This is a genomic window from Deinococcus aestuarii (genome assembly GCF_018863415.1).
GTDB lineage: Bacteria > Deinococcota > Deinococci > Deinococcales > Deinococcaceae > Deinococcus > Deinococcus aestuarii.
In genome coordinates, this window is the sequence record NZ_JAHKSN010000001.1 from 429,965 (window position 1) to 448,499 (window position 18,535).

The window sequence follows — 18,535 nt, forward strand, 5'->3', positions numbered from 1 at the left end:
CATGCTGGGAGGCATGAACAGCACCTTCGCACCGGCGCTCCACTCCCCCGTTCCGGCCGCGCCGGGGTGGCCGATCCTGGGCAACGCCCTGGCGCTGGGGGCGGACACGCGCGGCTTCCTCACCCGGGCCTACCGCGCGCACGGCCCGGTCTTCGCGGTCACGGCACCCGGCGTGCGGTTGACGGTGCTCGCGGGGCTGGAGGCCAACCGCTTCGTCATGCGGGAGGGCGCGGGGGTGCTGCGCTCGTGGGAGGCGTGGCACGCCAACGACGTGGAGATGGGGGGCGTGCGGCATTCCCTGATCAGTGTGGACGGCGAGCCCCACCGGGCGTTCCGGCGGGCCGAGCGCCGGGCCTACAGCCGCTCGCACTTCGAGGCGAACCTGCGCCCGGCGCTCGCGGTGGCCGCCGAGGACCTGGCGGCGCTGGGGGCAGGCGAACGGCTCCCGGTGGCGCGCTGGTGCAAGCGGGTGGTGACCGAACAGCTCGCCCGGGTGGCGGTGGGCGGAACGGCGCGGCCTTCCCTGGACGACATCCTGACCTTCGTGCAGACGGGCCTGATGGTCACCGTGACCCGCCGCTGGCCCCGCGCCGCCCTGGCGGACCCCCGCTACCGCCGCGCGAAGGGCCGGGTGGGCCGGATGGTGGACGAGCTGGTGGCGTGGCACCGCGCCCACCCGCCGGGGGAGGACCGCACGCACGACCTGATCGACGACGTGCTGGCCGCCCAGCGTGAGCGCCCCGACTTCTGGCGGGACGAGGACGTGCGTTTCGCGGCGTTGGGCGCCTTTATCGCCGGGCTGGACACGGCGGCGAACAGCCTCGCCTTCGTCCTGTACCGCCTGCACCGCCACCCGGAGGTGCTCGCCCGCGTGCGGGAGGAGGCCGACGCCCTGTTCCGGGACGGCCCGCCGACCCCGGAGGCCCTCGGGCGGGCGCCCCACCTCCACCGGGCGGTGCTGGAGACCCTGCGGCTGCATCCCATCGCCCCGGCCCTGACAAGACGGGTCACGCGGGACTTCACCTTCGCCGGGCACACCGTCCCGTCAGGCACCGACCTGCTGCTCGCCACGACCGTCACCCACGGGCTGGACGAGGTGTTTGACCGGGCGGAGCGGTTCGACCCGGAACGCTTCGGCCCCGAGCGAGCGGAACACCGCCGGGCGGGGGCGTACGTGCCCTTCGGGGTGGGAGCGCACACCTGCCTGGGGAGCGGGCTCGCCGAGGGGCTGATCCTGTTGAACGCGGCCGCCGTGGTGCGGACCCTGAACCTGCACCTCGACCCCGCCTCCCGCCTGCGTGAGGTCTCGCGCCCCACCCCCAGCCCGGATGGTCGCCTGCACCTCACCGTCCGCGGGGTGCGGCATCCGGCGGTGAGCCTGCTGGCCTGACTGACGGTCACTTCCCGGCGAGCGCGTCCATCAGGCAAACCGTCAGGGGCCACCCCTTCCCGACTGACCCCTGACGGCTGAAGGCTGACCGCCTCCCTGGAATTCCTAAAACTGCAAGGCGTACCGCGCCCCGTCGCTTCCCGTGCACTCGCCGACGCCGTGGTAGCCGTCGTTGACCTGAAGGGTGCAGGTGATGGTGCGGGTGGGCGCCGCAAAGGACTTGGCGATCAGGTTGCCGGTGCGCAGGGCGTTGCGCGTCTGCGTGGTGGTGCCCAGGCGGGTGCCGAAGAAGGGGTCGCTGTACGGGCCCGTGCCGAAGCCGAAGCCCACGTCCACGGCGGGGCGCACCGTCACGGTGCTGGAGGCGTCGACGAGGGCGGTGCGGCCCCCGTACGTCTGGCCGCCGACCTGAATCGTCGTGTTGTTGCCGCCGAAGGGGTTGCTCGTGCCGCCGCTCAGGGCGCCGGGGGAAAAGGTGACGGTCCCCTCCTGGCCGTTGGTGGCGTTGACGATGCGGCCCGTGACGGGCGGGTTCAGGGCCGGGGCACAGGAGGCGAGAAGCGCGGCGATGCTCAGGCAGGCCAGCGTCGCTTTCATCATGTCCTCAGTGTAGGGGGCGGAGCTGACGGGCCGGTGAGGGAGACATGCGCTCAGCGCGGCCCGCCACTTTAAACGACCTCATGAATCTCCAGCACGTTCGGCCCAGTGAAGGCGTCCCTCGGCAGGGTGCCGCTTCTCGCGTGCCCCTGCCGGAAGGCGTCGGAGATCGTCCACGCCTCAAAGGCCTCGCGCGACTCCCAGAAGGTCAGAACGATGAAGGGCTCGCCCTCCCGGGTGGGCCGCAGGACGTGGTTGGCGACGAAGCCGGGCATCCCGTCCACCAGTCCCGCGCGCTCGCGGAAGCGGGCCTCGAACTGCTCGTGGTACTGGGGGTTGACGTAGATGCGGTTGGCGACGGTGATCATGGCGGGGGCCTCCTGCATGAATCAGCGGCGGGCGAAGTCGTGGACGAACTGAGCCTGGGCCTGGGTCTCGATGGCGCCGGGGCGGGCTTCTCTCACCCGCGCGACGGCCTGTTCGGGTGGCATTCCCGCCTGGATGAGGAGGCACGCGGCGGTCAGCCCAGCCCGCCCCAGCCCGCCCCGGCAGTGGACGACGACCCGGCGACCATCCAGCAGGGCGTCCATCAGCTCGTCGAGGAAGGCCCCGAAGCCGCCCAGGTCGCCCGGCACGTCGCGGTCGCGGATCGGGCAGGCGAGGACGGTCAGGCCGTGTTCCTCGGCGAGCGCGGGGTACTCGCAGATGCCCAGCAGCTCGAACTCGTGGTCCTCGATCAGGGGGGCGATGACCTGCACCCCCTCGCGGGCCAGCCGCCCGAGGTCCGCGCCGAGGTCCCGGTCGTGGATGACTCCGGCCTGAAGCACGCTCGCGCCCTTCTTGCCGGGGGCGAAGGTCAGCCCCAGGCGGCCCGGCCACAATCCCGTCTCCACCCAGTCCACCCGGATGGGGTGCGTCTCACTGGTCACGCTCACCCCTCCCCCCGGAGCCAGCGGGCGGCGTCGAGGGCGTGGTAGGTGATGATCGCGTCGGCCCCGGCGCGGCGCATCCCGGTCAGGGTTTCGAGCACGGTGCGGCGCTCGTCCATGTACCCGAGCCCCGCGGCGGCCTTGATCAGGGCGTACTCGCCGCTCACGTTGTAGGCGACGAGGGGCAGGTCGAAGGTGTCGCGCAGCAACCGCACCATGTCGAGGTAGGCCAGCGCGGGCTTGACCATCAGGAAGTCCGCCCCCTGCTCGGCGTCGAGCCTCGCCTCCCGCAGCGCCTCGCGCTCGCCGCCCGCCGGGTCCATCTGGTACGACGCCCGGTTGCCGACGCTGGGGGTGCTCCCCGCCGCGTCGCGGAAGGGGCCGTAGTAGGCCGAGGCGTACTTGACCGCGTAGGCCATGACGGGCACGTGGGAGAAGCCCGCCTCATCGAGGGCCGTCCGGATCGCGCCGACCTGACCGTCCATCATCGCGCTGGGGGCCACCACGTCGGCGCCCGCCCGCGCCTGGGACACCGCCGTCTTGGCGAGGAGGTCGAGCGCGGCGTCGTTGTCCACGGTCCACTCGCCGTCCCCCGTCTGACACAGCGGCCCACAGTGCCCGTGGTCGGTGTACTCGCACAGACAGGTGTCGGCGACGACGGTCACGTCGGGCAGGGCGGCCTTGATGGCGGTCGCGGCGCGCTGGATCACGCCGCCCTCGGCGTAGGCCTGGCTCCCCCCGGGGTCCTTGTGGTCGGGGATGCCGAAGAGGATCACGGCGGGGATGCCGAGGGCATGGGCGGCTCTGGCCTGCTCGACCGCGCCCCGCACGCTGTGACGGCTCACGCCGGGCATGGTGGCGATGGGGTCCTCGGTCTCGGCCTCGTGGACGAAGATGGGGTGGATGAAGTGCTGCGGCGTCAAGGTGACCTCGCGGGTCAGGGCGCGCAGGCCAGCGGTGCGGCGCAGGCGGCGGGGACGGTCCAACATGGAAGGCAGGCTAGCGCAGGGCGGGGCGGGGGATTGAGAGGGGGGCGGAGGTTCGGATGGGCCTCTGACGCGGTGCCAGTTCACGCCCACCCGGCGTGCTCACTCAGGACGCCTGATGTGAGTTGAGAGACGGGCTTGCAAGATTTTTTTCGTCTGACAGCAGGATGAGCTGCGCTCGTCACCCCTCTCCCCGACCCTCTGCTGCGCAGCTCTACGAGTCACCCGCAGGGGGAGCGGGAGCAACTACCCCCGATCCGGCTGGCGTGCTGCCCGTTCCACACCAACCGTCGCGATAGGGAGGAACCAAGAACGTCTTCCGTCACGCGGATCAATCCAGGGCCTCGGTAGAACTCCCTCCGCACCTACGCCCCTCACACCACGAAGGCCCGCACCCCACGTTCCCGGCAGGCCCGCAACAGCCGCTGCCGGGTCCCGGCCACCACCTCGGGGTCGGCGTGCTCGACGGTCAGGACCACGCGGGAGCGGCCCGCCGTGTCCGTCCCGGTTCGGGCACTCAGCCTCGCGCCGCCCGGCGTGGCGAGCAGGGCGGCGAGGGTCGCCGGGTCGGGGCTCTGCGGCAGGGTGACGTACTCCTGTACGGGCGCAGCCCCGCTCACCGCCGGAGCGGCTCCACCCGGTAGCTCCGCCGGGCGTGGGGCGGGCCGACCTCGCCGCGGTCGAGCAGGAGGCTCATCGCCGCGTCCGGCAGGCGTTCCACCCGCTCCAGGTACGTCCGCAGGCTGGCGGGGCCGTCGAAACGGCGGGGGTGGGGGTCACCCTCCACCCGCAGGTCGAGCCAGTCGATCACGCGGCGCTCGCGGGGGTCATAGCTCGCGCAGGTCCTCCCAGAGCTGCCAGCCCACGCCCTCGGGGGTGGCGTCCAGCAGCGGGCCGAGGGCCTGGCTCGCCGTCTCGGCGTCGCTGTGCAGGGCGTCACCGCCGGGCTTGTCGTCGTACACGCGCAGGACCGTGAACTGGTAGAAGGTCTGCCCGGCCGTGGGCTGGCCGTTCTCGAAGAAAGCGAAGGGCGGCGTGACCTGATCCCACAGGACGTGGGCCTCATCGAGTTCGTGGGGCAGGTAGTGTTCCAGGTCCACGTCGGCGTCCGCCGGGTGCCAGACGTAACCCTGAAGCAGTCTCACGGCGGCGCGGCCTCCGCCGTGGGCGTAGGGAGTGCTCATCGCGCCCCAGCATACCCGCTCCGGGACACAGGAACGGGGGCCGTGGATTAACCTTCCGGCCCGGTTTCGAGCAAGGCGAGCGCGTCGCGCACCCGCAGGTAGCCGGGCTCCCAGCCGGGATGCAGGGCGCGCAATACGGCCCCCGGGCGCGGGTGCCCGTGTTCCAGGGCCCGGCCCGCCTCCCGCCACACCCCGGGCCGGAAGGGGGCGAGGGCGGGGTCACGCAGGGCGTCGCGCAGCCAGGCCAGGGTCTTCTCCCCGTCCAGGACCGTGGCGCGGGCTTCCAGCGCGAGGAGCTGGGCGGTCAGGCCGGGGTCGGGCGCGTGGGTGCCGGGCAGGCCGAGCTGCACCCGGCGCACGAGGGCGTGGGCGCGGTTGATCTCGGCGAGGGCGGCCTCGTTCTGCCCGCCACGCAGCAGGGCCTCGGCGCGGATGGCGCGGGCCTGGGCCTCGGCGTAGGGGTGGTCGGTCATGGCGAGCGCCCGGTCGGCGTGTTCCAGCGCGGCGCGCGGGTCGGGGTCGGCGAGGGCGCGGCTCAGGCGCATGTCGAAGGTGAGGACCTGCTCGCGGTCGCTCGTGCCGTCGGCCCCGGCGAGCCCCGCGTCGAGAAGCGCCCGGGCGTGGGCGAGGTCGGGGTGGTCGCGGCGCGGCCCGGCGAAGGGCTGGAGATAGGGCAGGCCCACCCCCCGGGTGAGGTAGGCGAGCGCGACCCGGTAGGCGGTGCGGCGCAGGCGGTACTCGGCCTCGGGGCGGCGGGGGCCGGGGCGGGCGAGCAGCGAGAGCGCGCGGGCGGCGTCCGCCAGGGCCGCGTCGGGCCGTCCCAGGGCGAGCAGGACGGGCACCCCCTCGCTCAGGAGGCGGGCACGCAGCACCGCGTCGCCCCGCCCTCCTCCCCCGCTCCCGTTCGGCAGGAGGGCGAGGGCCTCTTGCAACCGGGCCCAGCCCTCCCCCGGGTGGCCCAGGCGGCGCAGGGCGGTTCCGGCGCGGGCGAGCGCGCGGGCGCGTTCCTCGGGGGTGCCCCCGGCGGCCTCCAGGCGGGCGGCGGCGCCTTGTAGGGCCTCCAGGGCGGCGGCGGGCTGGCCGAGGCGCAGCCGCAGGTCGCCCTCCTGATAGCGGGCGCGGGCGGAGAGGAGCGGGCTCGTCCCCGGCACGAGGTGGAGGTGGCGGAGCGCCTCATCCCACCTCCCCGCGTCCTTGGCGATCAGGCCCCGCCAGAGGTGGGCGCGGGCCCCGCCGTGCGCGGTGCGGGGGTCGCTGACCGCCCGGGTGGCCGCCTCCAAGTCGCCGCGCCAGCGGGCCAGGGCCGCCCGCACGAGCAGGGCGTCGGCCCCGGCGGCGGTGGTCCAGGGGTCGGGGGCGTCCGCCAGCACGCCCTCCAGGTCGGGGTGGGCGAGCTGCGCGGTCGCCGCCCCGAAGTTCCCGGCGTCCACGCTGCTCTCGGCGAGCTTGGCCCGCGCCCAGCCCCGGACGGCGGGGTTCGGGGACTCCAGCAGGGTGAAGAGGGCGTCGCGCGCGTGCGGCTCGTCGTACTCGCCGCGCCCGGCGTGGTGGGCGGCGACCGCCCGGGCGAGCGTCTCACGGGTCTCCCCCCGCGCCTCCGCCCGCACCCGCGGCCACAGCGGCGGCAGGTGCCGGGCGTCGTCGGGCGCGGCGGCGAGGTGCCCGGCGAGCGTGGCCCAGTCCCCCAGCGCGGCGAGGGCCGTGAGCCGGAAGCGGGCGAGGTCCGGGACCGGGGAAGCGTCCGCCACACGGCGGCGAGCCTCCTCCACCTCCCGCGCCGGGACGTGCCCCAGGGCGGCCCGCAGCGGGGAGAGGGGCGCCCAGCCCGCCTCCCCCTCCCCCATCAGGGCGCGGGCGTGCGGGGGCACGGCGGCGACGGCCACGCCGAGCGCAGCAGAGAGGACTGAGCCGGGCACAGTCTCCCCCGCCCCGACCTCCAGCGCCGCGAGGGCCGCCGCCAGCCGCCGCACGTCCGGGTCGGCGAGGAGGCGGTCGGGGGCCGTCTCCCCCGTTCCCGGCCCCGCCAGCAGGGCCAGCCGGTCGAGGTGCCGCCCCGTTTCGCGCACGAGCCCCTCGGCCCGCTCGCGGGGAATGCCCAGCCGGGCCATCAGGTACGCGCGGGCCTCGGCGGGGGTGGGGGGGCGCAGCTCGATCACCTCTGCCGTCCCGTCCGGCAGCCCGGCGGCGTCCTCCAGCGCGAGGAGCACCGCCACGCCGGGGGGCGCGCGGCGCAGCAGGTGTTCGGCGGCCCAGGCGGCGGGGGACAGGGGGGAGCCGCCCAGGCCCCGGGGCGGTTCTCCCGCGAACGAGAGGTCTGCCGTCACCCGCGCGAGGAGCACGCCGGGCGGGGGGGGCAGCACGGCCCGGGCCGCGTCCGACTGCGCCTGCGCCCGCGCCGAGAAGGACGTGCCCGACGGGGGAAGCGGGAGAGGCCCCCCTGCCGTCACGTCGCCCCGCAGGTTGAGCCGGACGACCGGGCCCGCCTCCAGCCCCCGCAGCGCCCGCTCCAGGTGGTCGAGCAGGATCGTCTTGCCCGCCCCGGCCCGGCCGGTCACGATCAACCGGGGGGCGCGGCCCGCCCGGACGCCCGCCAGAAATTGCTTGTACGCGCGCTTCTTGGCCCGGCCGAGCAGCTCCAGCTCGTCGGGGAGGGGGGGAGGCGGGGCCTGGACGGGGCCGAGGGGCCGCCCGGCCTCCCGCGCGAGCCCTTCGAGGATGGCGCGCAGGGCGGCCTTGTCCGCCGGGGTGCCCACGTCGCGGTACACGATGTTGCGGACACTCGACCCGTTCGCCCCGCGCGAGCGCATCTCGGCCTCCAGCCAGCGCAGGCTGCCACGCACCTCCCGCCCCGCCTCCCCCTCCACCGGGAGCAGGTGGGCGCGCAGGTCGGCGAGGACCCCCCTCCAGTCGAGGCCGGACGCGGACACGTTCAAGGTATGCCGAGGGTAGCACCCCCGCCCCCTCCGCCCGGACCCAGGCGGGCGCGGGCCTGACGGCGCCGTCAGCGTCACGCCGGGGCCCTGTGTATACTCGGTCCAGTTTTCACACTTCCCATCCCCATCCCAGGAGGAATCCATGCGTCCAGCCCGTTTCCGTTCGGCTCTCGTCACCCTGGCTCTCAGCGCTGCCGTGGCGGCGGGGGCCCAGAGCCAGCAGGCCGCCCAGGCCCTCCTCGACGAGGGCAAGTGGCAGGAGGCCGCCAGCGTCGCCGCCGCCCTGAACACGGCGGCCGGGTTCGCCCTCGCCGCCGAGGCCACGACCGCCGGGGCGGGCCTGAGCCCCGACAACCAGAAAAAGGCCCTCTTCGAGCGGGCCCAGGGGTACGCCCGGCAGGCCATCGCGCTCGACAGGAACAACGCGGACGCCTATTTCGAGCTGGCCCGCGCGCAGGGGAGGCTGGCCCAGTACAGCGGGATTCTCAAGAGCCTGGGGCTGGCGGGCGACATGAAGAAGAACCTCGACCAGGCCCTGCGGCTCAACCCCAACATGGCGGGCGCCTACGTCGCGCTGGGGCTGTGGAACGCCAACCTCGTGAGCAAGGGCTTCGTGGCGACCCAGGCGACGGGCGCCAGCCGAAACCAGATCACCCCCAACTTCGAGAAGGCCATCGCCCTCGAACCCGACGTGGCCGTCCACCGCATCGAGTACGCCAACGCCCTCCTGCTCCAGAAAAACCGCGCCGGGGCCGCCGCCCAGCTCCAGAAGGCCGTGAGCCTCCCCGCCAACACCTTCTGGGAAAAGCGCGACCTGGAAGACGCGAAGGCGCGGCTAGCCTCGTTGCAGTAGGGGCCCTCAGCCGTCAGCTTTCAGCACAAGACGCCTCGGCTCAGGCCGGGGCATCTCGCTTTGGACTGACCGCTGACGGCTGAGGGCTGACCGCTCCCCCCAGCAGCGTGACCGCCCCCGCCAGCACCTCCACCTCCACCCGCGTCACCCGCCCGGCGAGGTCGCCGTCGAGGTGAAGGTGGGTGGGCCGCGCCCAGGTGACGGCCGCGCGGCGCCCGGCGGCGTGGTGGACCCGGGGGTGCCCGAGGTGACGGCCCCGCAACACCCGCGCCATCAGGCCGAGGACCTGGAGACGGTCCACCGGGCCGCTCGCCACGGCGTCGAGGAGGCCGTCGGCGGGGTCGGAAAGCGGGCTGATCCGGAATCCGGCCCCGTAGCGCGTGCCGTTCATCACGGCGGCGAGGCAGCTCGGCCCGCTGTACAGGGCGCGGCCGTCCACCTCCACGGTCACGGGGGTCAGGGTCAGGTCACGCAGCGCCGTGAGGGCGGCCCAGGCGTAACGCCCGAAACCCGAGAGGCGGGCGGGGGCGAGGCGCAGGAGCGCGGCGACCTGGGCGTCGAGACCCATTCCCAGCCCGTTGAGCAGCAGGCGGGACGTGCCCGCGAGGTCCCCCTCCACAACGCGGACCCGCAGCGCATCCACCCGGCGCGGCGGGGCGGCGAGGCGGCCGAGCGCCCCGGCGAAGTCCCCCGGTTTCAGGCCGAGCATCCCCGCAAAATCGTTGCCGGTGCCCAGCGGCACCAGACCGAGGGGCCGGCCTCCCCCCTGCCCCACCGCGTCCACCACGGCGGGGAGCAGGGCTGTCACCGTGCCGTCTCCCCCAACCGCCAGAACTGCCACGTCGGGAGGAAGGGCGCAAACCCGCTCCAGGGCCGCCGCGCCGCTCGCCTCCGTGATCAGGTCGTAGGACAGTTCGCGGCGGCGCAGTTCGGCCTCCAGCCGGGGCCATTCGCGCCCGGCGAGGCCCCGCCCGGCGGTGGGGTTGAGGACGACGGCGAGGCGACGGGGAGGCTCGGTCTGGGTCACGTGGGAAGAGGATACGGTGGAGGGAGCCGACACCCCGGTTCCCGCCTCTACTGCCAGTCTTCCGGTTTTCCGCTCAACCCGAAGTGCCACGCCACCGCCTGCGCGACGCGCCCCGACGCCTGCCCGTCCCCGTAGGGATTGCGCGCCGAGCGCATCCACGCGAGCTCGGCCTCGTCCCCCAGCAGCCCGCCGATCACCTCGCGGATGGAGTCCGGGTCATTTCCGGCCAGCCGCAGCACCCCCGCCTCCAGCCCCTCGGGTCGCTCGGTGACGTTCCGCAGCACCGCCACGGGCACGCCGAGCGCCGCCCCCTCCTCCTGCAAGCCGCCCGAGTCGGTCACCAGCAGCGCCGAGGCCGCCATCAGGGGCGCCATGTTCGCGTAATCGAGGGGCCCTACCAGCTCGAAGTTGGGCAATCTTTCCAGCGCCGGACGCACCGCCTCTTGCACCGCCGGGTTCAGGTGGACCGGGTAGACGAAGTGGCAGTCGGGGTACATCCGGGCCACGTCCGCCAATGCCTGTGCCATCTCCGCCATGACGGGCAGATTCTCGCGGCGGTGCATCGTCACGGTCACCAGCCGCCCCCCCGCCTCCAGCCGCTCCCGCCATTCAGGGCGCAGGGGCACCCGGCCCGCCACCTCGCGCACGGCGTCCACGGCGGTCTGCCCGGTCACGAAGACGCCGCCGGGGTCCTTGCCTTCCCGCAACAGGTTGGCGCGGCTGCCGGGGGTGGGCGCGAAATCCAGGGTGGACAGCACCCCGGTCAGGCGGCGGTTGGCCTCCTCCGGAAAGGGTTCGGCCATGCTTCCCGACCGCAGCCCCGCCTCGACGTGCCCGACCGGAATGCCCTCGTAAAAGGCGCTCAGGCTGACGCAGAAGGAGGTGGTGGTGTCCCCGTGGACGAGCACCATGTCCGCGCCCATCTCGCGCAGCTTGCGGCCCGCCTGGGGCACGATCCGCCCGGTGAGCCCCGCGAGGGTCTGGCGGTCGGTCATGACGTTCAGGTCCTCGTCGGGGGTCAGGCCGAAGACGGCGAGGGCCTCGTCGAGCATGGTGCGCTGCTGCCCGGTGGAGAGGATCAGCGGCGTGAGGCCGGGCTGGCGCGCGAGGGCGGCGTACACCGGGGCCATCTTGGTCGCCTCGGGCCGGGTGCCGAAGGCGAGGACGATGCGTCGGTCAGTCGTGGGGGAGGCGGATTCGGAAGGCAACTCGGTCATCGGCGTCACGTTATCAGCCGCTTCCGGGAGAGGAGGGCACGCCCGCCACCTCCTCCCCGTGGGCGCGCACCCGGCGGTAGGTGACGAACCACAGGCACACCAGGATCACCAGGACCGTCGCCAGGATCACCGGGAACCGCACCCCCTGGGCGAGCATCCCCAGCACCCCGCACGCGAGGGCCACCCCCCAGAGGATGACCGCCGTGCGCCGCGCGCTGGCCGTGCGGGCGAGGACACGGTGGTGGATGTGCGTCTTGTCGGGGTGGCCGAGCGGGTTGCGGATGCCCCGCGCCAGCCGCCCGATCACGACCTGGGTGGTGTCGAAGAGGGGCAATGCGAGCACCAGCAGCGGCACGAGCAGGCTGGCCCCGGCGCTCACCTTGAGGGTGCCGAGCAGGCTGACGGCGGCCAGCGTGTAGCCGAAGAGGTACGCCCCCGCGTCTCCCATGATGATCCGGCTGGGGTTGAAGTTGTGCCGCAAGTACCCCAGCGCCGCCCCTGCCAGCCCGGCGAGCAGCACGACCGCCGCCGCCCGGTCCGCGAACTGCGCCGCCGTGGCGAGCAGCACCATGCTCACGACAAAGCCCACACCCCCCACCACCCCGTCCACCCCGTCCATCAGGTTCACGGCGTTGGTCAGGCCCACAATCCACAACAGCGTGACGAGGAAACTCAGCGGGTCGTTCAGGGCGGCGGGCAGGGTGGGCAGGAAGGGAATCGCGTTCAGGTCGATCCGCAACCCGTTCACGATCAGGAGGAGCGCCGCGAGCGCCTGCACGCCGAGCCGGAAGGCGGGCGAGAGCCCGTACTGGTCGTCGATGAAGCCCACCAGGACGAGCACCGCGCCGCCGAGCAGGATGGCAAGCACCTGAATGTTGACCTGCTCGATCACGATGGGCCGCAGCGCCCAGGCGACGACCACGCCCAGCAGGAAGCCCGCGAAGATGGCGAGCCCGCCCGCGTTGGGGAGCGGTTCCTTGTTCAGCCGCCGCGCGTTGGGCTGGTCGGCCCACCCGACCTCGAGGGCGAAGGCGCGCACCCCCGGGATGAAGCGCCAGGTGAAGACCCACGCCGTCAGGAAGGTGAGGAGCACGCTGAGAAAACCGCGCCCGAACAGGTCCGCGATACCGAATTGCGCCGCGAGCGCCTTCAGGGAGTCCATAAGCTGACCGGAGTCTAAAGGCAAGAGGTGAGGGGAGGCGACGGCCGAAAGTGGGAAGGGGATGGGGCTGGGATAACCTCGTCCGTTCAGCGTCAGGCCAGTGTGCCCACTCGCCCCCTACCAGAACCCTTGCACTTCTCGGTGTAAGCGTCAGAGCACTTGACCGTCGCAGACGACAAGCCGTCTCAGCGCGTCCTCGTCATCGCTGAAAGCCAGCATGTTCTGCTCACCCTCGATCAGCACAACGTCAAAGGGTTTGAGGTGGGTGTCGAGCTGCTGAAGCCACACCACGTCGTACATGTCGAGGTAAATGGCTGTCGGGAACAGGACGAGCGTCAGGCGGAGCGGGAATTGACGATGTTCCAGCGGCTCCGCAATCCAGCGAGTCCGAGTCCGACTGTCGTGCGACCTGGGCAAGGCTTCGCCCAAAGGCTTTTCGATGCGTATGAACGCCTCCCAGTGGGCTTGCAGGAGGGGTGGAAGTACAAAAACGTCTTGCACCCCAATCACCCGTGCCGCAGGAGTGCAGTTGAGGAGGTCGAGAGCCCGCCGCCGCGCTTGGAGCGTCAGGGCACGTCGGCGCGCAGGGGAGGACATGGCGGGGAGTGTAAGCAGCAGAACTGAAGAACGCCAAGAGGCTCTCTGGGTGATGACAAAAGCCTTCTACTTCGTCCCGTAAATCCGGTCCCCCGCGTCCCCCAGCCCCGGCACGATGTAGCCGTGGTCGTTGAGCCGCTCGTCCACGGCGGCGACCACGATCTCCACGTCGGGGTGTTCGGCCTCGATGACGGCCACCCCTTCCGGCGCGGCGAGGATGCACATCAGCCCGATGGACTGGGCGCCCGCGTCCTTGAGGAACTGGATGGCGGCGCTCGCGCTGCCCCCCGTGGCGAGCATGGGGTCGGTCAGGAAGACCCGGCGCTCGGCGATATCTGCGGGGAGCTTGTTGTAGTACGCGACGGGCCTCAGGGTGAGGGGATCGCGGTACAGCCCGATATGCCCGACCCGCGCGGCGGGCACCAGGCTGAGGATGCCGTCCGTCATCACCAGCCCCGCGCGCAAGATGGCGACGAGGGCGAGCTTCTTGCCGCTGAGCATGGGGAAATCGCCCTCTTGCAGGGGGGTCATGAGATGGGTGGGGCTCAGCTCCAGGTCGCGCATCGCCTCGTAGGCGAGGAGCATGGAGACCTCGGCGGCGAGTTCGCGGAACTCCTTGACCCCCGTCTCGACGCTGCGCATCAGGGAGAGCTTGTGCTGAATCAGGGGGTGGGTCACGACCGTGAGCATGGCCCCACCATACCCGCCCGGTGGGCGTCAGCCCGGCAACCGCGCGAGGACGTGCCGGGCGCGCGAGAGCTTGGGCCCACGCTGGCCGTCGAACTCATAGGGTTCGTTCATCAGGAACCAGTACAGGTCGTGCAGGTAGGTGTGCGCGAGGTAGGCCCGCAGCCGCGTCACCGTCGCCGCCTCCCGGTCGGGCAGGAAGGTCAGGGCCGCGTCCAGGCTCGCGTCGGGCGAGAGCAGGTCGAGGGTGCCCGTCTTGAGAAGGGCGATGTCGCGCAGGGGGTCGTCCCACGCGGCCTTCGTCCAGTCGATCACGATGACCTCCCCCTCCGGCGCGATCAGGATGTTGTCCTGCCACAGGTCGAGGTGGCAAAACGCCGAGGGCTGGTCGAGCAGCCCGCGCTCCAGCGGCTCCTCCACGGCGTCGAAGAGATCGTCGAGGGGATAGGCGGCCAGGGCGCGGCGAAAGCGCTTGAGGCGTTCGCGCAGGCGGCTGAGGTCCACAGCCTCTCCCCGTTCGCGGTGGAGGGCACCCAGAATTTCGCGCAGCCGGGGCAGGGCGCGGGGCACGTCCGCGACGGTGAGGGGGTGCCCCGGAAAACGGCGCATGATCAGGGCCTCCACCCCGTCGGCCTCCACGGCGCCCAGAACCCAGTCGCCGAGGGCGGCGCGGCGCATGTTCTCGGCCTCCAGGCGGTGTTCTCCCTGCTGGTTGCGGTAGACCTTGACCACGACCCGCCCGTCCGGGGTGCTGTACACGCGGCTTTGCATCCCCTGGTCCATCGGGGTGAGGGGGCCGTAGCGGGCCTCCAGCACGGGGAAACGGAGGGAGGTCGGGCCGCCGGAGGTCACCCGCGCATCATAGCGGGGCCCGTGGGCGTGGACGACGAAAGGGGCGCAGGCGCCGGGAGACGGCCCCGGCCCGGACGGCGAACGTCACCGCGCAAAGAGCACGCGGGCCATTCCCCCCGGCGTGCGGAAAAAGGCCTATTGCGGCAGCCCTTCGAGCACGGTCACCAGGCGCGGGTCGAGGGTGACCCCCGCCTGGGCCTTGAGGCGTTCGGGGTCGCCCAGGCGGACCGAGGCGTTCGCCACGGCGAGGATGCGGGCGTAGAGCGGGATGTCCTCGCCGCTCAGGCCGCCCGGCTCCCCGCCGCCGTCCCAGCGCTCGTGGTGGTGGCGGATGGCCTTTTGCGACTCGGCGAGCTGGGGGACCCCGTGCAGGAAGTTCGCGCCGACCTGCGCGTGCCCGGCCTCGCCGTTGATCTTGCCGAGGTCGTGCAGGGTGGCGGCGAACCAGAGTTCTTCCAGCTCGCGCCCCGCCAGCCCCACCGCCCGCCCGAGGCGCAGGGCCGTCTCCGCCACCGCCTGCGCGTGCCCCAGCGAGTCGAACTCGCGGCTCTCGACCGCCTCGACGAGGGCGACCGTGAGCTGCCGGGACGCCTGCCGCCAGTCGTCGCGCGATCCCACGAGACTCAGCAGCGGCGCGACGGCCCCCGCCCAGCGCGCCGCGGCCTCCTGTGCGGCGGGCGCGACCTCCCCCGCCGCCCGGCCGTCGAAGACGAGCGCGCCCAGGTTGCGCCCCCGGTCCGCCAGCGGCACGACGAGTGTCCACGCCGCGTCCTTCAGCCCGCACTCGTCGAGCCGGGCGTGCACCTCGGGCGGATTCTGCGCGTAGAGATCACGGCTCCCCCCCGCGAGCATCCGGGGGCGGGGGCCGGTCCAGGGACCGCTCAACACGGCGCCGACGAGCGTCTTGGGATAGCCGAGCACCGCCGCCACCCGGTCTTCGCCCCGGCGCAAGACCCCGTACCCCTGCATCCCGCCGCCGAGCAGGCCCGCCCCGTGGGCGAGCGCCCCCTCCAGGATGCCCTCGGCGGTCGGGCGGGCGAGCAGGTCGGCCAGCACGCGGGCCGCGTCGGGGGTCCGGGCGGGGGAGGGGCTCTCGGCGGCCACCGCCGGGCGGGGGTCGGGTTCGGGCGCGGTCTGCGGGCGAGGGGGGCGTCGGAACACGTTGCGGCGAGTATACCCGCGCTACCCTGGCCCCCGATGCTGCGTCCCCCCACCCCCCCCGGAGACTTCAGGCCCGCCCCCTCCCCGGCCCGTTCGGCACGGGTGACGGACGCCGTGCGGCGCGGCTACGACGCCTATACCCGGCGTGCTCGGGCCTGGACGGCGGGGTACCAGGAACGCGGCGGGCGGGTCTCCTGCGGGGCGGGGTGCTTCGCGTGCTGCAACATGCCGGTCCGGGTCAGCCTCGCCGAGGCGCTCGTGACCGCGCAGGCCCTCACGCAGGAGGAGGCCGCGCGGGTGGAGGCCCACGCCCGCCGGGTGATCGGGAACGCCCGCACCGCGCCGGACGACGACGTGTACGTCGAGCGCCACCGCCGGGAGGTGGGCTTTTGCCCCCTGCTCGACCGGGGGACGGGCGGCTGCTCACGCTACGACGTGCGGCCCACCCGCTGCCGCGACACCTTCAGCGCCCTGCCCGCCCGCTACTGCGAGGCCGGGGCCTTGGAGCAGATGACCCGCCGCGAGCGGGAAACGTACCGCCGCGAGGTCGCCCGCACGCCCGGCACCGACGGCGAGCTGCACTTCATCGCGCCCCTCGAACATCTGTCGGAGCCGATCTGGGCGGCGGCGGCGAAAGCCATGCGCGCCGAGTGGGGCCTGGAGGCGTGGGGCGACTTCTGGGTCCTGACCACCCTGGCCCGCGACGGGGCCTTTATGAGCTGCGTGGAGGGAGGGGACACGCGGGGGGCGTGGCGGGCGGCGAGGGCGGTGGGGCTGGCGCACCCCACGGTGCTGGAGCTGGGCTGAGCCCCCTTACACTGTCCCGCGTGACCGCCTCCCCCTCCCTCCCCCGCGCCGAATTTCACGCCGCCGCCGAGCGCTTCGGCACGCCCCTGTACGTGTACGACGCGGCGGAGCTGGACGCGGCCCTCGCCCGGGTGCGCGCGGCGTTCGGGGAAGCGCGGGTCTTCTACGCGCTGAAGGCGAATCCCAACCTCACCCTGATTGCCCGGCTGCGCGCGGCGGGGGTGGGCTTCGAGTGCGTGAGCGCCGGGGAGATCGCGCGGGCCGAGCACGTCGGCGCGGAGGGCGGGAGCATCCTCGTGAACGGACCCGCCAAGTCGCGCGAGGAATACGAGGCGGGCGCGCGGCTCGGGGCCACCTTCATCGTGGACCGCGAGGAGGAGGCCCGGCTCCTGCCCCCCGGCTCGCGGGCCCTGGTGCGGGTGAATCCGGCCCTCAGCGTCAGCACGCACGACCACCTCGCCACGGGGGCGGCGGGGAGCAAGTTCGGGGTGACGCCGGAGCAGGCTCCCGGGGTGCTGCGGGCGCTGCGGGAGGCCGGACACACGGCCCTGGGGCTGCACGTCCACATCGGCAGCGCGATCCGTCTTGCTACGGACTTTGGGGCCGCCTTCGCCCGCCTCGCCGGGTTGCGGGCGCACACGGGCGAGCTGGAGGTGCTCGACGTGGGCGGCGGCTGGGGGCTCGGCGCCGACCTGCCCGGCATCGCCCGCGAGGCGCGGGAGGCCGCGGGCGCGTTCGGGGCGGAGGTGTGGGTCGAGCCGGGCCGTTACCTCGTCGCGCGGGCGGGCACGCTGCTCACCCGGGTGGTGGGCACGAAGCGCACCGGGCGCAATTTCCTCCTCACCGACGCGGGCATGACCGAGCTGCTGCGGCCCATGCTGTACGGGGCGGTTCACCCGCTCACGCCCCTCTGGGACGGCGGCGCGGAGGAGACCTGGGATGTGGCCGGACCTGCCTGCGAGAGCGGCGACCTGCTCGCGCGGGACGTGACGCTGCCCCTGCCGCACCCCGGCGACCTCCTCGCCGTCGGGGACGCAGGGGCCTACGGGGCGGCGATGAGCGGCACCTACCTCACCCGGCCCAGGCCCGCCGAGGCGCTGTGGGAGGGGGGCGAGTGGCGGCTGATCCGCCGCCGGGAGACGCCGCAGGAGGTGTGGGCGGCGGAGGTTTGACCGGGCGGCACCACGTGGCCGTCCTACCGGGTCTCGGTCCTCAGCTCCCCGACCCGCCCGAACCTCACGTTTCCGGGCGGGCGGATCACGTCCGGTCGGCGTTTCCAGCCCCGGCCGTTCCCGCTGCCAGCACGTCCGGAACTCGCCTTGTCCCCCCGCGCGAGGAGGGCAGCAGCAGGACGCCCCTGCCCACCCACTTCACGATGACCACCTGACCCGCGAACGGGGGGCCCTGGGCAGGCGAACCGCCTGAGTGCGGCCGCCGCGCAACAGCCCCGGATGGGGTCACAGCTCCTCCTGTCCCGGGGGGTCCAGACGGTCCTTCCTCCCGGGACCTTTGCCCCACCTGGGCTATCATGCCCCCGTGACCCTGCCGCCCTCTTTGCCCCTCTCCCCCACGCCCGACACGACCCGCGCCCGCATCCTGACCGAGGCGGCACGGCTCTTTGTCGCCAGCGGTTATCACGGGGTGAGCATGCGGGAGGTGGCGGCGGCGGTGGGCGTGACCAAGCCCGCGCTCTACCACCACTACGCGGACAAGGAGGCCCTCTTCCTGGCGATGCTGAACGGCACGCTGGCGGGCCTCGCGCGGCTGGTGACCCACGCGGAGGGCCAGCCCGGCATCCGCAGGCAACTGGAGGTGCTCGTGGGCGACCTGCTGGCCTCGGCCCCCGAGCAGCGGCTGGGCCTGCAACTCGCGGGAGAACTGCGGCACGTCTCGCCCGAGCGCCGCGCCGCCTTCGAGGGCGAGTACCGCCGGGTGTGGATGGGCGGCCTGACCCGCCTGATCGAGGGGGCCGCCGCGCGCGGAGAGCTGCGCGCCGACCTGCCCCCCGCCGTGCTGACGCGGGCGCTGCTCGCGCTGCTCTACCCCCTGGTCACGGGGGCGCCCCCCGCCGACCCCCAGGGCACGGCGCGGGCACTGCTGGGCGTGTACCTCGACGGGGCCGCGGCGCGGTAAGAGGCCCGGGCGATGATGAA

20 protein-coding genes are annotated in these 18,535 nt (G+C 73.6%); 5 read left to right on the forward strand and 15 right to left on the reverse strand.

Annotation, left to right across the window (positions count from 1 at the left end; all coding sequences use genetic code 11):
* The first annotated feature begins 13 nt into the window (after positions 1-13).
* A complete protein-coding gene (locus tag IC605_RS02050; RefSeq protein WP_216318179.1) occupies positions 14-1,390 on the forward strand; it encodes a cytochrome P450 in 1,377 nt (458 codons plus the stop codon).
* A gap of 105 nt (positions 1,391-1,495) precedes the next feature.
* Here IC605_RS02050 and IC605_RS02055 read toward each other — a convergent pair whose 3' ends face one another.
* The 8 genes from IC605_RS02055 to IC605_RS02090 all read right to left on the reverse strand — a co-directional run bounded on the left by IC605_RS02055 (position 1,496) and on the right by IC605_RS02090 (position 8,013).
* Positions 1,496-1,990 (reverse strand): hypothetical protein, encoded by a 495-nt coding sequence (locus IC605_RS02055; RefSeq protein WP_216318182.1) that lies wholly within the window; start codon positions 1,988-1,990, stop codon positions 1,496-1,498.
* Positions 1,991-2,058: 68 nt separating this feature from the next.
* On the reverse strand, positions 2,059-2,355 hold the full coding sequence (locus IC605_RS02060) for an antibiotic biosynthesis monooxygenase family protein (protein WP_216318185.1): 297 nt from the start codon (positions 2,353-2,355) through the stop codon (positions 2,059-2,061).
* 21 nt (positions 2,356-2,376) lie between these two features.
* Positions 2,377-2,916 (reverse strand): cyclin-dependent kinase inhibitor 3 family protein, encoded by a 540-nt coding sequence (locus tag IC605_RS02065; RefSeq protein ID WP_216318187.1) that lies wholly within the window; start codon positions 2,914-2,916, stop codon positions 2,377-2,379.
* A 2-nt stretch (positions 2,917-2,918) separates the two neighbouring features.
* Positions 2,919-3,905 (reverse strand): porphobilinogen synthase, encoded by a 987-nt coding sequence (hemB, locus tag IC605_RS02070; protein WP_216318189.1) that lies wholly within the window; start codon positions 3,903-3,905, stop codon positions 2,919-2,921.
* Positions 3,906-4,276: 371 nt separating this feature from the next.
* Positions 4,277-4,522, reverse strand: a complete 246-nt coding sequence (locus IC605_RS02075; protein ID WP_216318192.1) for a hypothetical protein — start codon at positions 4,520-4,522, stop codon at positions 4,277-4,279.
* Entirely contained in the window at positions 4,519-4,713 is a 195-nt protein-coding gene (locus tag IC605_RS02080) for a hypothetical protein (protein WP_216318194.1), read from the reverse strand. The genes IC605_RS02075 and IC605_RS02080 overlap by 4 nt, the downstream gene beginning before the upstream one ends.
* Positions 4,714-4,729: 16 nt before the next feature.
* A complete protein-coding gene (locus IC605_RS02085) occupies positions 4,730-5,086 on the reverse strand; it encodes a DUF3208 domain-containing protein (protein WP_216318196.1) in 357 nt (118 codons plus the stop codon).
* 47 nt (positions 5,087-5,133) lie between these two features.
* A complete protein-coding gene (locus tag IC605_RS02090; RefSeq protein ID WP_343216486.1) occupies positions 5,134-8,013 on the reverse strand; it encodes a tetratricopeptide repeat protein in 2,880 nt (959 codons plus the stop codon).
* Between the two features lie 148 nt (positions 8,014-8,161).
* On the opposite strand from IC605_RS02090, the gene IC605_RS02095 reads away from it, so the two are divergent.
* A complete protein-coding gene (locus IC605_RS02095) occupies positions 8,162-8,872 on the forward strand; it encodes a tetratricopeptide repeat protein (protein WP_216318202.1) in 711 nt (236 codons plus the stop codon).
* A 40-nt stretch (positions 8,873-8,912) separates the two neighbouring features.
* Here IC605_RS02095 and IC605_RS02100 read toward each other — a convergent pair whose 3' ends face one another.
* From IC605_RS02100 to IC605_RS02130, 7 genes are all read right to left on the reverse strand, one after another.
* Positions 8,913-9,899, reverse strand: a complete 987-nt coding sequence (locus IC605_RS02100) for a diacylglycerol/lipid kinase family protein (protein WP_216318205.1) — start codon at positions 9,897-9,899, stop codon at positions 8,913-8,915.
* Between the two features lie 47 nt (positions 9,900-9,946).
* Positions 9,947-11,116, reverse strand: a complete 1,170-nt coding sequence (gene wecB / locus IC605_RS02105; protein ID WP_216318208.1) for a non-hydrolyzing UDP-N-acetylglucosamine 2-epimerase — start codon at positions 11,114-11,116, stop codon at positions 9,947-9,949.
* A 13-nt stretch (positions 11,117-11,129) separates the two neighbouring features.
* On the reverse strand, positions 11,130-12,278 hold the full coding sequence (locus IC605_RS02110; RefSeq protein ID WP_216318210.1) for an MraY family glycosyltransferase: 1,149 nt from the start codon (positions 12,276-12,278) through the stop codon (positions 11,130-11,132).
* Positions 12,279-12,428: 150 nt separating this feature from the next.
* Positions 12,429-12,875 (reverse strand): hypothetical protein, encoded by a 447-nt coding sequence (locus IC605_RS02115; RefSeq protein ID WP_216318845.1) that lies wholly within the window; start codon positions 12,873-12,875, stop codon positions 12,429-12,431.
* A gap of 66 nt (positions 12,876-12,941) precedes the next feature.
* Positions 12,942-13,565, reverse strand: coding sequence for a uracil phosphoribosyltransferase (upp, locus tag IC605_RS02120; RefSeq protein WP_216318212.1), 624 nt, complete (start codon positions 13,563-13,565; stop codon positions 12,942-12,944).
* A gap of 27 nt (positions 13,566-13,592) precedes the next feature.
* Positions 13,593-14,414: a phosphotransferase gene (locus tag IC605_RS02125; RefSeq protein ID WP_216318218.1), complete on the reverse strand. Its 822-nt coding sequence runs from the start codon at positions 14,412-14,414 to the stop codon at positions 13,593-13,595.
* A gap of 135 nt (positions 14,415-14,549) precedes the next feature.
* Positions 14,550-15,575: an HD-GYP domain-containing protein gene (locus IC605_RS02130; protein ID WP_343216473.1), complete on the reverse strand. Its 1,026-nt coding sequence runs from the start codon at positions 15,573-15,575 to the stop codon at positions 14,550-14,552.
* Positions 15,576-15,611: 36 nt separating this feature from the next.
* On the opposite strand from IC605_RS02130, the gene IC605_RS02135 reads away from it, so the two are divergent.
* The 3 genes from IC605_RS02135 to IC605_RS02145 all read left to right on the forward strand — a co-directional run bounded on the left by IC605_RS02135 (position 15,612) and on the right by IC605_RS02145 (position 18,515).
* Entirely contained in the window at positions 15,612-16,382 is a 771-nt protein-coding gene (locus IC605_RS02135; RefSeq protein WP_216318221.1) for a YkgJ family cysteine cluster protein, read from the forward strand.
* Positions 16,383-16,402: 20 nt separating this feature from the next.
* Positions 16,403-17,554 carry a diaminopimelate decarboxylase gene (gene lysA, locus IC605_RS02140; RefSeq protein WP_425514204.1) on the forward strand — a complete coding sequence of 384 codons (1,152 nt, stop codon included), beginning with the start codon at positions 16,403-16,405 and terminating at the stop codon, positions 17,552-17,554.
* A gap of 364 nt (positions 17,555-17,918) precedes the next feature.
* Complete coding sequence (locus tag IC605_RS02145) at positions 17,919-18,515, forward strand: TetR/AcrR family transcriptional regulator (protein WP_216318224.1); 597 nt, start codon at positions 17,919-17,921, stop codon at positions 18,513-18,515.
* The last annotated feature ends 20 nt before the right edge of the window (positions 18,516-18,535 follow it).